The sequence below is a fragment of the Olsenella sp. oral taxon 809 str. F0356 genome (assembly GCF_000233535.1).
Taxonomy (GTDB): Bacteria; Actinomycetota; Coriobacteriia; order Coriobacteriales; family Atopobiaceae; genus Olsenella_I; species Olsenella_I phocaeensis.
The window spans coordinates 2,071,804-2,086,492 of sequence record NZ_JH376563.1 but is presented as its reverse complement, the minus strand read 5'-3'; the positions used below and the strand labels follow the sequence as shown (position 1 = coordinate 2,086,492).

The 14,689-nt window shown below is 69.0% G+C and carries 11 protein-coding genes; 6 read left to right on the top strand and 5 right to left on the bottom strand.

What is annotated here, in order from left to right:
* Positions 1-75 precede the first annotated feature (75 nt).
* Positions 76-504 (bottom strand): peptidylprolyl isomerase, encoded by a 429-nt coding sequence (locus tag HMPREF1008_RS09330; protein WP_009279617.1) that lies wholly within the window; start codon positions 502-504, stop codon positions 76-78.
* Positions 505-756: 252 nt separating this feature from the next.
* Here HMPREF1008_RS09330 and HMPREF1008_RS09325 point away from each other — a divergent pair, with 252 nt between their 5' ends.
* From HMPREF1008_RS09325 to murI, 3 genes are read left to right on the top strand one after another with little or no spacing between them, the layout of a single operon-like run.
* The gene (locus tag HMPREF1008_RS09325) at positions 757-2,523 is read left to right on the top strand and encodes an ABC transporter ATP-binding protein/permease (protein ID WP_009279616.1); all 1,767 of its coding nucleotides are present in this window, start codon (positions 757-759) and stop codon (positions 2,521-2,523) included.
* The gene (gene cydC / locus HMPREF1008_RS09320; protein WP_009279615.1) at positions 2,510-4,168 is read left to right on the top strand and encodes a thiol reductant ABC exporter subunit CydC; all 1,659 of its coding nucleotides are present in this window, start codon (positions 2,510-2,512) and stop codon (positions 4,166-4,168) included. The genes HMPREF1008_RS09325 and cydC overlap by 14 nt, the downstream gene beginning before the upstream one ends.
* Before the next feature lie 60 nt (positions 4,169-4,228).
* Positions 4,229-5,002 (top strand): glutamate racemase, encoded by a 774-nt coding sequence (murI, locus tag HMPREF1008_RS09315; protein WP_009279614.1) that lies wholly within the window; start codon positions 4,229-4,231, stop codon positions 5,000-5,002.
* A 157-nt stretch (positions 5,003-5,159) separates the two neighbouring features.
* Here murI and HMPREF1008_RS09310 read toward each other — a convergent pair whose 3' ends face one another.
* From HMPREF1008_RS09310 to HMPREF1008_RS09295, 4 genes are all read right to left on the bottom strand, one after another.
* Entirely contained in the window at positions 5,160-6,044 is an 885-nt protein-coding gene (locus HMPREF1008_RS09310; RefSeq protein WP_009279613.1) for a DegV family protein, read from the bottom strand.
* 91 nt (positions 6,045-6,135) lie between these two features.
* On the bottom strand, positions 6,136-6,861 hold the full coding sequence (gene larD, locus HMPREF1008_RS09305; protein WP_009279612.1) for a D/L-lactic acid transporter LarD: 726 nt from the start codon (positions 6,859-6,861) through the stop codon (positions 6,136-6,138).
* Between the two features lie 164 nt (positions 6,862-7,025).
* A complete protein-coding gene (locus HMPREF1008_RS09300; RefSeq protein WP_009279611.1) occupies positions 7,026-8,030 on the bottom strand; it encodes a GGGtGRT protein in 1,005 nt (334 codons plus the stop codon).
* Between the two features lie 18 nt (positions 8,031-8,048).
* Entirely contained in the window at positions 8,049-8,741 is a 693-nt protein-coding gene (locus HMPREF1008_RS09295) for an iron-sulfur cluster assembly scaffold protein (protein ID WP_009279610.1), read from the bottom strand.
* 266 nt (positions 8,742-9,007) lie between these two features.
* Between HMPREF1008_RS09295 and HMPREF1008_RS09290 the strand changes: the two genes are divergently transcribed.
* The 3 genes from HMPREF1008_RS09290 to HMPREF1008_RS09280 all read left to right on the top strand — a co-directional run bounded on the left by HMPREF1008_RS09290 (position 9,008) and on the right by HMPREF1008_RS09280 (position 14,512).
* Entirely contained in the window at positions 9,008-9,907 is a 900-nt protein-coding gene (locus HMPREF1008_RS09290) for a DMT family transporter (protein WP_009279609.1), read from the top strand.
* Positions 9,908-10,087: 180 nt separating this feature from the next.
* Positions 10,088-13,345 (top strand): DEAD/DEAH box helicase, encoded by a 3,258-nt coding sequence (locus HMPREF1008_RS09285; RefSeq protein WP_009279608.1) that lies wholly within the window; start codon positions 10,088-10,090, stop codon positions 13,343-13,345.
* Positions 13,346-13,795: 450 nt separating this feature from the next.
* Entirely contained in the window at positions 13,796-14,512 is a 717-nt protein-coding gene (locus HMPREF1008_RS09280) for a DUF554 domain-containing protein (protein WP_009279607.1), read from the top strand.
* The last annotated feature ends 177 nt before the right edge of the window (positions 14,513-14,689 follow it).

Below are 14,689 nucleotides of genomic sequence, written 5' to 3'. Positions count from 1 at the left end.
GTGGCATTTCTGCAACGTCCCGGCCCATTTCCTTTCCCGAGTGCCATTCGGTCGGGGGAGGGGGTGACGTAGTGGCTACTCGCTGACCTCGAGCAGTTCGATCCTGAAGTTCAGGGCCTTTCCGGCCATCTCGTGGTTCATGTCGAAGGTCACGTGACCCTCGTCCTTGGCGGCGACCACGGCCTGGAAGGGCTGGCCGGAGGGGGAGCTGAGCATGACGTGCGCCCCGACCTCGAGCTCCTCCGCACCGGGGATCTGCGCCAGGGGGATGGTCTGGACGAGCTCGTCCCTGCGGGGGCCATACGCCTCGTCGGGCTCGAGCCTGACGTCGACGACGTCACCCACGGACATGTCGCGCACCGCGAGGTCGAAGCCCTTGATCATCTGGCCGGCCATGCAGGTGAAGGCGAGCGGCTCGCCCCTGTCGTGGGAGGAGTCGAACTTGCTGCCGTCGTCGAGGGTGCCTGTGTAGTGCACCCTCACCTTCTTGCCTTCGTTGCCCATGTCGCCTACCTCTCCTCTCGCGTGGTCAGTCGCGAGACTTTCGAGCTGATTTCGTTTTCCTTGGGTAGCTGGACCCATATGGCCTCTACCTGCGACATTTTAATGATGGACACTTTAGCAAATTGTGCGGGAAGTGTCAGTCCCGCGGCAAGCGGGTATCATTTGCAGCTGAGTGACGAAGCTAACTTTTTGCCGCGGGGCGCGTCGCCCGCCCGCGGCCACGCCGCTGCGGCGCAGGGAGGGTGTTGCCGGATGTTGGACAGGCGTCTCTTGGACCTGGTGCCTGGGGCCCTGCGCCACGTGCTCCTCGCCGTGGGGCTCAAGTGGGTCTCACTTGCCTGCGACGTGGTGCTGGTGTGGGCGCTGGCGCCCGTGCTGGCGGGGCTCGTGGGGGCTTCCACCCAGGGGTTCGTCCCCGCCTTGGCAGTGGGGCTTCTCTCCTGCGCCGTCAAGGCGGTGGCGACGCGGCTCGAGGCCGACCAGTGCTTCGAGGCCTCCTCGGACGTGAGGCGCGTGCTGAGGCAGCGCATCTTCGAGAAGCTCCTCAGGGTCGGTCCCGGCTACACGCGCGACGTTCCCACGGCGGAGCTGGTGCAGCTCTCGGTCGAGGGCACGGAGCAGCTCGAGACCTACTTCGGCAGCTACCTGCCCCAGCTCCTCTACTCGGTGCTGGCGCCGCTGACCCTCTTCCTCGTCCTCAGGGGGACCTCGCTGGCGGCGTCCCTCGTGCTCCTGGCGTGCGTGCCCCTGATTCCCGTGGCCATCGTCCTGGTGCAGAAGGTCGCCAAGCGCATCCTGGCGAGCTACTGGGACGAGTACGCGACCCTGGGTGACTCCTTCCTCGAGAACCTCCAGGGCCTCACCACCCTCAAGATCTACCAGGCGGACGCGGCCCGGCACGAGGCCATGAACGAGGAGTCCGAGCGCTTCCGCGTCGTCACGATGAAGGTCCTGCGCATGCAGCTCAACTCGATCATCGTGATGGACGTCGTGGCCCTGGGCGGGGCCGCGGCGGGCATGGCGGTGGCGCTCTGGCAGCTCGCGGAGGGTGGGGTCGACCTCGCGGGCTGCATCTCCGTCGTGCTCCTCTCCGCCGACTTCTTCCTGCCCATGCGCATGCTGGGCTCGTACTTCCACGTGGCCATGAACGGGATGGCGGCGGCGGACAAGATCTTTCGGGTCCTCGACCTCCCCGAGGGCGATGGGGAGGGGGGCGAGAGGATCGTCCCCGGCGACCACCTGTCCGTCTCGCACCTGAGCTTCTCCTATCCCGGCGGCCAGGAGGTGCTGCACGAGGTGAGCCTGGACGTGCCTGCCGTGGGCGTCACGGCGCTGGTGGGCGAGTCGGGCTCGGGCAAGTCCACCGTGGCGGCGCTCCTCGCGGGCAGGGAGTCGGGCTGGGAGGGCCAGCTGCTGTTGGGGGGCAAGCCCCTCGAGGGCTTCTCCCGCGCCGACCTCGCCCGCTACGTGACCACCGTTCCCAGCGCGGCCCACCTCTTCCGCGGCAGCGTGCGCGAGAACCTCCTCATGGCCAGGCCCGACGCGAGCGACGGGGAGCTCTGGGACGCCCTGGGCTCGGTCTCGCTCGCAGGCTACCTCAGGACGCAGCAGGGGCTCGACACGGTCGTGGAGCAGGAGGGGCAGAACCTCTCGGGCGGGCAGAGGCAGCGGCTCGCCCTGGCCCGGGCACTCCTGCACGAGTCGTCCGTGCTCGTGCTGGACGAGGCCACGAGCAACGTGGACGTGGAGAGCGAGGACGCGATCATGGCGGCGGTGCGCGAGGTCGCGCGCTACAAGGCGGTCGTGCTCATCTCGCACAGGCTTGCCAACGTGGTCGACGCGCCCAGGGTCTACGTGCTGGAGAAGGGTCGCGTGGTGGGCTCGGGAAGCCACGAGGAGCTGCTCCGGGGCTGCGAGGCCTACGGGAGGCTCTGGGGGAGCCAGAGGGAGCTCGAGGGCTACGCCGGGGCGGGCGCCCCGGCCGAGGTCGAGGGGACTGGTGCGGATGAGGACGAGTAGGTTCCGGGTCACGGGGAGGATGCTGGCGCTCACCCGTCCTCTCGCCGGCGTGATGGTCGTGGCGGTGGCATGCGGGGTTGCGGGCTTCTGCTGCGCCACCTTCCTTCCTACCCTCGCGGCCTGGGCAGCCGTCTCCGTCGCTCGCGGCAGCCTGGGGGCGGAGGGCCTGCCTGCGGTATTCTGCGCCCTCGCCGCGTTGGCGGTCCTGCGCGGGGTGCTCCACTACGCCGAGCAGAGCTGCAACCACTACATCGCCTTCCGCCTCCTCGCGCACGTCCGCGACCTCGTCTTCGGGAAGCTCAGGGAGCTTGCGCCGGCCCGCCTCGCGGGGAGCGACCGTGGCGACCTCGTCTCGACCCTCACTGCGGACGTGGAGCTGCTCGAGGTCTTCTTCGCCCATACCGTGTCGCCCGTGTGCATCGCGGCCGTGATGTCGGGCATCATGGTCGCCTTCCTCGGCCGTTATGACCTGCGCCTGGGCATGGTCGCCCTCGTGGGGTACCTGGTGGTGGGCCTGGCGCTCCCGTTGCTCGCCTCGCGCGCCTCGGGTGGCCTGGGTCGTGAGCTCCGCGACCGGGCAGGTGGCCTTTCGGGCCTCGTCCTGGACGGGCTCAGGGGTCTCGCCGAGCTGCTCCAGTTCGACGCTGGTGAGCGCTACCTGGAACGGCTCGGGGAGGACTCCCTCGCCCTGAGCGGGCTGCAGCGCAGGATGTCCGGCCTGGGAGGGATGGGGTCGGCCGTCGCCGGGGCCTGCATCACCCTCCTCTCGCTGGCCGAGCTTGCCCTGGCGGCGCATCTCGTCGTCTCGGGGAGCCTCGACGGGGCGTCCGCGGCCGTCTGTGTGGTCGCCTTCCTTGGGTCCTTCGGCCCCGTCGTCGCGCTGGCGCGCCTGGGCACCGGCCTGCAGGCCACGCTCGCCGCGGGCAGTCGCGTCCTTGACCTCCTGGACGAGGAGCCCCAGGTCGAGGAGGTCACCGATGGCGCGCAGGTAGGCTTCGATGGTGCGGAGCTGAGGGGCGTGAGCTTCTCCTACGAGGGCGAGAGGGTCCTGAGCGACGTATCGCTCGAGCTTCCGCGGGGGAGCGTCGTGGGCGTCGTGGGCAAGAGCGGGTCCGGCAAGTCGACCCTCTGCCGTCTGCTCATGCGCTTCTGGGATCCCGACCGCGGCAGCATACTGGTGTCTGGGGAGAGGATCGACTCCCTGGACACCGGCTGCCTGCGCTCGCTCGAGGCCCTGGTGGAGCAGGACACCCAGCTCTTCCACGACAGCATCCGGGACAACCTGCTCATAGCCCGTCCCGACGCGACCCAGGAGGAGCTCGAGGAGGCCTGCCGCGCGGCGTCCGTCCACGACTTCGTCACGAGCCTGCCCCAGGGCTACGACAGCATGGTGGGCGAGCTGGGGGACACGCTCTCGGGCGGAGAGAGGCAGCGCCTGGGCCTGGCCCGGGCCTTCCTGCACGACGCCCCCCTCCTGATCTTGGACGAGCCCACGAGCAATCTGGACTCCCTCAACGAGGGCACCATCCTGCGCAGCCTCGACCGACAGCGCGGCAAGAGGACGGTGCTCCTGGTGAGCCACCGCGCCAGCACCATGTCGCTGGCCGACGCGAGCTTCTCCATGGACGACGGGCGCGTAAGCTAGGGTGGGCACGCGGCCCCGTCATGGCAGGACGGGTCGGCGGGGCCCCGGAAGGGAGGGCGCATGGCGTCCGTCGATGGCTTCATAGGCGTCTTCGACTCCGGCGTGGGCGGGATCAGCGTCCTGCGCGAGCTCGTGGGCCTCCTGCCGCACGAGGACTTCGTGTTCTTCGGCGACTCCGCGCACAACCCCTACGGCGAGAGGGGCGTGGACGAGCTCAGGGAGCTCTCTGGGGGCATCGTGGACTCCTTCCTGACAGAGGGCGCGAAGGCGGTGGTCATCGCCTGCAACACCGCCACCAGCGCGGCCGCCGCCCAACTTCGGCTCGAGCACCCCAGCCTGCCCATCGTGGGGGTGGAGCCCGCGCTCAAGCCCGCCACCGAGCACGACCCACACGACCGCATCCTCGTCATGGCCACCCCGGTAACCCTGAGGCTCGACAAGTTCCACCGCCTCGCCCGCGAGTTCGGCTCGGGCTCCGAGGTCATCGCCGTCCCCTGCGTGGGGCTCGCGCATCGCATCGAGCAGGGCGACCTGGATGCCCCCGACCTGCTCGAGCTCATCGAAGGCCTGGTGGGGGAGTATGCCGGTGCGGTGGACTCCGTGGTCCTGGGCTGCACCCACTACCCCTTCGTCGCCCGCCAGATCCGTCAGGTGCTGGGTGACGTGCCCCTCTTCGACGGCGGCGCGGGGACCGCGCGCAGGCTGCGCTCGCTTCTGTCCGAGGCCTCGCTTCTCTCGCCCTCGAAGGGGAAGGGCAGGGTGGAGCTCCGCTCGAGCCTGAGGGGGCCGGGCGTCCTGGAGCGCTACGAGGAGTTCTTCCGCATGAAGGCCTAGCCCCCCGCGCGAACGGGGACAGAAGCTCCTGTTGAAGTCTGGTCGTCTGGTCGGCCATCCCCCAACCTAGCCTCCGCGTGAACGGGGCCGGAAGGACGCTCGCGAGCCCGCCATTGACGGGCCGGCGGTCGTGGTGCCGCGGAAAAGAGGTGCCCGGCTAGGCGCGGGGCTTGCCCCAGAAGAAGAGGGCGACGGTGCCCGGGCCGGTGTGGCAGCTGATGGTGGCTCCTATGTCGAAGTGGAGCACCCTGCCGTCCATTTGGGGGAACTCAGCCTCGATGCGGTCCGAGACGGTCCTGGCGTCGTCCAGGCAGGCGGAGTTGCTGATGAAGACGCGCTTGTCGTAGCCGTCACCACCCTGCGCGAGCTCGTGCATGAGCTGCACCACGCGCCTCTGCGCCCGGCCCTTGGTGCGTATCTTCTCCACCACCGCGAGCGAGCCGTCCGCCTCCACGTCCATGACGGGGCAGATCTTGAGCAGGCCACCCACGAGTCCCGCCGCCTTGGAGATGCGCCCGCCCCTGATGAAGAAGGTCAGGTCGGACGAGAAGAACCAGTGCTGGACCTCGAGGCGGTGCTCCAGGGCCCAGGCGGCGAGCTCCTCGATTCCCATGCCGCCCTCGCGGAGTTCCGCGAGGCGGTCCATGAGCAGTCCGTATCCTGCCGAGGCGGCAAGGGAGTCGACGACCACGAGCCTGCGCTCGGGGAACTCGGACGCGAGCTGGTCGCGGGCGGCACAGGCGGAGCCATAGGTGCCCGATATCCCGGACGAGAGGGTCAGGTGCAGCACGTCCCTCCCCGCCTCGAGGAAGGGACGCCAGAACTCGATGTAGTCGCCGACGGAGACCTGCGAGGTGGTCACGTCCGCGCCGGAGAGCATCCGCTCGAAGAGCTCGGCGGGGGCGTGCGTGCGACCGAAGTCGTCCTTGCACCAGACGCCGTCGACCTGGTAGTTGAAGTACACGCACTCGATGTCGCGCGCGTGGAGGAAGTCCTCCGTCACGTCGGCGGTCGAGCAGCAGCTCAGTACGTAGTCATGCATCGCATCCTCCTGATGGGACGTGGCCGTGGCTTGGTCTGGTGCTTGCCCGTGCGGGCGAGAGGCGCCTTCCCCGGCGCCTTCGGACTCCTCGCTAGAAGACGCCCAGGAAGCCGTGGACGAAGAGGGCTGCGGCGACGGCACCCACGAAGGGGGCGATGCCCGGGACGAGAAGCCCGTAGCGCCAGTTGTTGTCCACCTTCCCCTTGATGGGGAGGAGCTGGTAGGCGAGGCGGGGACCCAGGTCGCGGGCCTGGTTCATGGCAAAGCCCGTGATGCCGCCCATGCCCATGCCCACGGCCCAGACGATGAGGCCCACGGCGATGGCGAGCATGATCACGTTCTCGCCCGCGCGGCTGGCGGCGGCGAGGATGGCGCTGATGAAGACGAAGGTGCAGAGCGCCTCGCAGGCGAAGTCGCGCGGGAGGTTCTGGATCACGGGGTTGGTGGAGAAGATGTTGCGCTGCGCCGTGGCGTCGATGACGCCCTCGGAGGCACGGAAGTCGTCCGCGTACATGAACCAGGCGACGACGGCCCCCAGGAAGGCTCCGAGCATCTGGGCGACGACGTAGGGCACGAACATCCCCCAGGGGACCAGCCCCAGGATGCACTGGGCGAGGGTCATGGCGGGGTTCATGCAGACCGAGCCGCCGAAGACGAAGAGGCAGACCGAGATGCCGAAGGACCAGGTGGTGATGGCGAACATGTGCCCCGATCCCTGGTACTTGGTGCCTTTGAGCACGGTGTCGCAGTGCACGCCGACGCCGAAGACGATCATGAGGGCCGTGCTCGCGAGCTCTGCCAGGACTGCGTGGGGCATGGGGGCCTCCTTGTGTCGGCCATCTGGGCTTGGGCTCCCACCATCTTAGCAGGCCCCGAGCCTCGTCCCGCCCGCCCCGGCGCATCCGGCCGGACGGGCATGGAGAAGGGGCCGCCGCCCGAAGGCGACGGCCCCTGGTCGGAGCCTGTGGTCGGGGAGGGCGCCTACTTGGCGAGGGCCTCCTCGACCGCGACGGCGCAGGCCACGGTGCAGCCTACCATCGGGTTGTTGCCCATGCCGATGAGGCCCATCATGTCCACGTGCGCGGGGACGGAGGAGGAGCCGGCGAACTGGGCGCTGGAGTGCATGCGGCCCATGGTGTCGGTCATGCCGTAGGAGGCGGGGCCGGCGGCCATGTTGTCCGGGTGCAGGGTGCGGCCGGTGCCGCCGCCGGAGGCCACGGAGAAGTACTTCTTGCCCGCGAGCGTGCGCTCCTTGAAGTAGGTGCCCGCGACGGGGTGCTGGAAGCGCGTGGGGTTGGTGGAGTTGCCGGTGATGGAGATGTCGACGTTCTCGTGCCACATGATGGCGACGCCCTCGCGGACGTCGTCGGCGCCGTAGCAGTTGACCTTGGCGCGCGGGCCGTCGGAGTAGGGGATGGTCTCGACGACCTTGAGCTCGCCGGTGAAGTAGTCGAACTGGGTCTTCACGTAGGTGAAGCCGTTGATGCGGGCGATGATCTGGGCGGCGTCCTTGCCGAGGCCGTTCAGGATGACGCGCAGGGGCTTCTTGCGGGCCTTGTTGGCGTTGTTGGCGATGCCGATGGCGCCTTCGGCGGCGGCGAAGGACTCGTGGCCGGCCAGGAAGGCGAAGCACTCGGTGTCCTCGCCCAGGAGCATGGCGCCGAGGTTGCCGTGGCCCAGGCCGACCTTGCGGTCCTCGGCGACGGAGCCGGGGACGCAGAAGGCCTGCAGGCCCTCGCCGATGGCCGCGGCGGCCTCAGAGGCGGTCTTGCAGCCCTTCTTCACGGCGATAGCGCAGCCCAGGGTGTAGGCCCACTTGGCGTTCTCGAACGCGATGGACTGGATGCCCGTGGTGATGTCATACGGGTTAAAGCCGAGGTCGGTGCAGATCTTTAGGGCCTCGTCGAGGTCGGCGATGCCATACTGCTCACAGGCCTTGGTGATCTTGTCGATGCGGCGCTCGTAGCCTTCGAACGTAACTGCCACTATGCTCAGCTCCTCTCTCTACTCTTCGCGGGGGTCGATGACCTTGGCCGGGCTGTCCCACTGGCCGTAGCGGCCGATGGCGTCGTCGACGGCCTGCTTGGGGTCGACGCCCTTCTTGATGGCGTCGGTGAACTTGCCGAGGTTGAGGTACTCGAAGCCGATGATCTCGTCCTTCTCGTTGAGGGCGAGGTGGGTCACGTAGCCCTGGGCGAGCTCGAGGTAGCGGGCGCCCTTGGCCTTGGTGCCGTAGGTGGTGCCCACCATGGAGCGCAGGCCCTTGCCGAGGTCGTCGAGGCCGGCGCCGACGGGCAGGCCGCCCTCGGAGAACGCGGTCTGGCTGCGGCCGTAGACGATCTGCAGGAAGAGCTCGCGCATGGCGACGTTGATGGCGTCGCAGACGAGGTCGGTGTTCAGGGCCTCGAGGATGGTCTTGCCGGGGAGGATCTCGGCGGCCATGGCGGCGGAGTGGGTCATGCCCGAGCAGCCGATGGTCTCGACGAGCGCCTCCTCGATGACGCCCTCCTTGACGTTGAGGCTCAGCTTGCAGGCACCCTGCTGGGGTGCGCACCAGCCGATGCCGTGCGTGTAGCCGGAGATGTCCTTGATCTCCTTGGCCTGGACCCACTTGCCCTCCTCGGGGATGGGTGCAGGACCGTGGTACGCGCCCTTGGCGACGGGGCACATCCCTTCCACTTCTGCGGAATACTGCATGATTCTCCTCTCCACCACGTATGGCGCCCTGGTTCCCTTCCCCTGGCGCCCCTCTCCGGTGAATCTGGCGTCGCATGTGCCAGACAGGTCCATTTTAGGGCAAGGGTGGGCCTCCATGCGCGCCAATGCATGGGACGCTGTCCCCGGAAGAGAGAGAGGGCCCCCGGCGCGGGCTCGGCGTGGGCTGCGGGTTGCGCACGCGGGGCGGGAGGCGTGCGCCGGGTGTCCGTCCCGCCGTGGCGGCGCGAGTCCGTATAATCCCAGCCATGAGAGACTCGTCGAACATCCCCGCCTGGGCGCTCGAGCTGGCCCTGGTCGTCACCACCATCATCTGGGGCGGCGCCTTCGTCGTGCTCAAGGGCGCGCTCGACGCCGTGAGCCCCGGCTGGCTGCTCGCCGCCCGCTTCTTCCTGGCGGGGGCGATCCTCGCCGCCGTCTTCTGGAGGCGCCTGCGCGACAACCTCGACGGTAGCCACCTCGTCGCCGGCCTCATGGTGGGCCTGCCCGAGGGTCTCGCCTTCCTGATACAGAACGTCGGCCTCACCGACACGACCCCTGGCAGGAACGCCCTTCTCACCGCCACCTACTGCGTGATGGTCCCCTTCGTCGACTGGCTGGTCCAGAGGCGGCGTCCCGGCGCGAACAACCTGGTCGCCGCCTTCATGTGCCTAGTGGGGGTGGGTCTCGTCTCGCTTCGGGGGGACCTCTCGCCCTGGCTTTCCGGGGGAGACTGGCTCACCCTCCTCTCGGCGCTCTTCTTCGCGCTCAACATCGTCGCGGTGGGCCGCTACGGCAGCGCCCACGACAGCGTGACCCTCACCATCGTCATGTTCTTCGTGAGCTCGGCGGTGAGCCTCGCCTACGCGCTCGCCCGCGAGCCCCTGCCGCACGCGCTCGACCTGGGGGTCGACTTCTGGCTGCAGCTCGCCTATCTGGTCGTCCTGGCCTCGGTCGTGGCGCTCCTCATACAGAACGTCGCCCAGAAGAAGGTGGACCCCTCGCGCGCCGCCCTGCTCCTCTCGCTCGAGAGCGTCTTCGCCATGCTCTTTAGCGTGCTCCTCTACGGCGAGCCCCTCACGCCCCAGTTGGCGCTGGGCTTCGCGCTGGTCTTCTCCGCCGTGCTGGTGAGCGAGCTCGCCGGCGGTAGGGGCGAGGGGCGCGCGTAGGCGGAGGCGGTGCGCCCCCTGTGGCGTCTCGTCGGGTCCCGTTCCCGTAGTTATCCCGTTCCCGTAGTTATGGTGGGCTTTGGCCTCGCCTGCCCGCCTGGCGCCCTCCGATGGGCTACGCTGGTTCGCTACCGTTCGCCCGTCCGGCGACGCGGCGAGCGCAACCCGTGAGGAGGCCCCGTGATTTCCGAGATCGCCCTGAGCCGTGCCTGCAGGCCCGCCATCCTTGGCAGGGGCCGTATCATCGCGCATCGCCCGGGGTCCATCGGCCGGAGGTCATGCGACTATGACGGGGCCCTCACCAGACTGTCGGGCAGGGTCGCGTCGTCGTCGGGCTACGCCGACCACTACGACGCGCGCATCGCCTTCGACGAGGCGGCCGACCGCGTCGCCTCCTACTCCTGCACCTGCCCCGCCTCGGACCGCTACCCCGGCCCCTGCAAGCACAGCATCGCCCTCGCCCTCGACTACAACGCCAGCCCCGAGTCGTACGAGGGTCACAGCCGCACCATGCACGCCAGCACCTCGTCCGTCCTGGGCGAGCTCCTCGACCGCAGCGAGGCGGCGCGCCACGTGGTGGTGGGCGGCCAGACGCCGGAGCGCCCGGGCGGCGTCCGGCTTCTGCCCACGCTGGTGCGCGACCGCGACCTCTTCCTGCGCCTTCGCATAGGGGGCTCACATGGCTCCTACGTGGTGCGGAGCATCTCGGGCCTGGTTCAGGCCGTGCAGGGGGAGGAGTTCTTCGAGTACGGCAAGAGGCTCGCCTTCGTGCACGAGCAGCGCATGTTCGACCTGCCCTCCCGTGAGCTCCTGCGCTTCCTCTCGCGTGCGGTGCAGAACCGGAGGGCCTTCTCGTCGGAGCGCCTTGGCGGCAGGGTCTTCGGCGTGTCGGGCGCCTCGGGATCGTCTGCGGGGCGGGAGCTCAGGCTGTCCGGCCCGGAGGCCGACGAGCTTCTCGAGCTCATGCTGGGGAGCGAGCTGGAGCTCGAGAGCGTGCCCACCCTGGCCCGCAGGCAAGCGTCGACCCGGCGCGTCGTGGTGCGCGACGGGGAGCCCCGCCTGCGTTTGGCCGTACTCCCCGCCGGTGACGACTCCTACGAGCTCGAGCGCCAGGGGTCGGCGGAGTTCTTCTCCACCGACGAGCACCTCTATGCCGTGGAGGGGGACACCCTCTGGCGCTGCCCGGCCCGCCTCGAGCGCGTGGCGCCCTTCCTCACCGGGGTCTTCGGGAGCCCGCTTCCCCAGCTGCTCCTCTCCGCCGCCGACGCACCGCGCTTCGCGGCGAACCTCCTGCCCAAGCTCGAGCGAGCCATGGACGTGGAGCTGCCCGAGTCACTGGACGAGCTGCGACCGCTGCCCTGCCAGGTCGAGTTCTACCTCGACTACGACAGGGAGGGCGTGAGCTGCGACGTCCAGGCGGCCTATGGCGAGCGCCGCCACCACGTGCTCGCCTACGAGCTGGGGTCCGTCGTGGAGCCTGGGCGTGACCTCGAGGCCGAGGCCGGCGCCCGTCAGCTTGCCCTGCGCTACCTGTCGGGGCGCAAGGGGGAGGGGCTCGCCCGCATACCCGCCCGCTCCGATGATGCCATTGCCCGCCTGCTCTTCTCGGGCCTCGCGGAGTTCGCCGCGATGGGCCGGGTGCTCACGACGCCCGAGTTCGACCGCCTGGCGAGCGACGCCAGGCCCCGGGTGCGCCTGGGCCTCTCCGTGAGGTCCAACCTCATCGACCTCAGCGTGTCCGCCGACGACCTGCCGCTCTCGGAGCTCCATGCCCTGCTCGGGAGCTACCGCCGACGCAAGCGCTTCCACCGCCTCAGGGACGGTTCCTTCGTTGACCTCTCGGGCCTCGACCTGGACGAGGCGGAGCGCCTCGCCGACGAGCTCGGGCTTGGCTCGCGGGAGCTTGCCAGCGGGCATGCCCGGATCCCCTCCTACAAGCTCGCCCTCCTCGACACCCTGGTCTCGGACGACGAGAAGGACGAGTCGTTCAGGGAGTTCCTGCGCGACTTCCGCTCGCACGACCCGGCGGACTACGAGCCGTCCGCGTCGCTCGCCGGCCTGCTCAGGCCCTATCAGGCCGAGGGCTTCGGCTGGCTGAGCGCCCTCTGCGACATGGGCTTCGGCGGGATCCTCGCCGACGAGATGGGACTGGGCAAGTCCCTGCAGCTCATCTCGCTCCTGCTCGCCCGCCGCGGCAGGGGCCTCACCCTGATCGTGTGCCCGGCCTCCCTGGTCTACAACTGGCAGGCCGAGTTCGAGAAGTTCGCCCCGCAGTTGGACGTGGCGGTGGTCGCGGGCACGGCGGCGGAGCGAGACCGCGTCCGCAGGGAGCCGGGCCACGAGGTGCTCGTCACCTCCTACGACCTCTTGCGGCGGGACGTGGAGGCCTGGATGGCCATGCCGCTGTGGTGCGAGGTGCTGGACGAGGCGCAGTACGTCAAGAACCACGAGACTCTCGCCGCCCGCGCGGTCAAGGCGCTCGACGCGCGCCACCGCTTCGCCCTCACCGGCACGCCCATAGAGAACCGGCTCTCGGAGCTCTGGAGCATCTTCGACTTCCTGATGCCGGGGCTCCTGGGCTCCTATGACCGCTTCCGCGACCGCTACGAGCAGCCCATCGTGGAGGGTGACGAGGAGGTCGCCCAGAGGCTGCGCGCCGCCGTGGGCCCCTTCGTGCTCCGCCGCCTCAAGCGAGAGGTCCTGCACGACCTGCCCGAGAAGCTCGAGCAGGTGGTCTACGCCCGGATGGAGGGGGAGCAGCGGAGCCTCTACTCCGCCAGCGAGCAGGCGCTGCGCCTCTCGCTCACCAGGCAGAGCGACGACGGCTTCGACTCGGGCAAGCTCCAGGTCCTGGCGGAGCTCACCCGCCTGAGGCAGATCTGCTGCGACCCGCGCCTCCTATTCGAGGACTACGACGGCCCCTCCTGCAAGCTGGACGCGGTGCTCGAGCTGGTGCAGAGCGCCGTGGACTCGGGGTCCAAGATGCTCGTCTTCTCGCAGTTCACGAGCTATCTCGCCCTCATCGCGCACGAGCTGGACGAACGTGGGCACCCCTACTACACCATCACGGGGGCGACGCCCAAGAAGAGGCGCCTCGAGCTGGTGAACGTCTTCAACGAGGACCAGACGCCGGTGTTCCTGATCTCGCTCAAGGCGGGCGGCACGGGCCTCAACCTGACCGGTGCCTCCATCGTGGTGCACGCCGACCCCTGGTGGAACGCCGCCGCCCAGGACCAGGCGACCGACCGTGCCCACCGCATAGGCCAGACCCGCGACGTCATGGTCTACAAGGTCATCGTGCGCGACAGCATCGAGGACCGCATCCTGGCCCTCCAGGAGGCGAAGAGCGACCTTGCGGAGCAGGTCGTGGGCTCGGGGGAGGGCATGAGCCTCGCCTCGCTCAGGCGAGAGGATCTGCTCGCCCTGCTCGGGGACTAGGCCTCGGGCGCGGGCGACCGTGCGTTGTTCGTCCGCGCCGCGACCACGTCGATCGCGTGCGTCTTGCTCCCGACTACGTCCAGCGCGTGCGTCTTGCTCTCGACTACGTCCAACGCGCGCGTTGTGCTCCCGACTACGTCCAGCGCGCGCATCTGCGTCGCGACTACGTCCAGTGCGTGCGTTGTACTCTCGACTACGTCGATCGCGTTTTTTCTCCGCCGCTCAACTGGGCAAACGTAGAGGCATCAGACGCGTTGGACGTATTGGCGCACACGGCTGACGCGTTTGACGTGCTCGAGCTGGCGAGAGACGCGTTCGACGTAACGGAGCTGGCGAGAGGCGCGACGAGCGTCGGCGTGAGGTGAAGAGCGACCGCCAGCGCTCTCGGCCGTCGCCCGTTGCACTATTGTGGGCGGGCACGGTACGCATGCGCGCGGGGGAGGCTCCACGGTGTTTCTCATTGGTGCTATCGCAAACGGCCTCGAGGCCTTCGTGGGCGGGCTCATAGGCCTGGCGTTCAAGAGCCGGGTCTCGGACGAGCTCGGGGACTTCCTTCTCAAGGGACAGGGCCTCTGCGTGGTGCTCGTGGGGGTCCAGGGCATGGCGCAGGGCGGCAGCGTCATCGTGGCGACCCTCTCGCTTGCCCTGGGCTGCCTCTTGGGCTTCTGGTTGGACATCGATTGCCAGGTCACGCGTCTGGGCTCCTGGGCGCAGCGACGCATCAACGCGGCCTTCGAAGGCAGCGAGCGCCTGGGCAGCTTCTCCGAGGGCTTCGTGTCGGCCACGCTCTTCACCTGCACGGGGGCGATGGCGATCATGGGCTCGCTCCAGAGCGGAATCCAGCTCGACCACGCGACTCTGGTGTCAAAGGGCGTCATCGACCTGGTGGTGTGCATCCCCTTCGCGGCTACGATGGGCATTGGCGTGCCCTTCTGCGGGGTGAGCCTGATTGTCTACGAGGGCGTGCTGAGCGCGCTCGCGGCCGTGCTGGGAGGACTGCTCTCCTCCGAGGTCGTGGCCGAGGTGGCGCTCGCGGGGTCGGTGCTGCTCTTCGCGGTGGGGACCAACCTGCTCAAGCTGACCGACCTCAAGGTGGCCAACATGCTCCCGTCCGCCTTCATGCCCATCCTGCTCGTGCCGCCCATGCAGGCGCTAGGACTGCTTTAGGCGGCTCTGGAAGTCGTCCGCGCGCCCGAGAAGTCGTCCGCGCGCCCTAAAGGAGTTGGCTGCGCAGTTTTGCGAGGGCAAACTACGCAGCCAACGATGCGTTTGGTCGTGCAACATGCAAGACCCCAGGATTCGGCGCGTTAGATGCGGACTCTGGAAGGGGAGAAGTCCGCAACC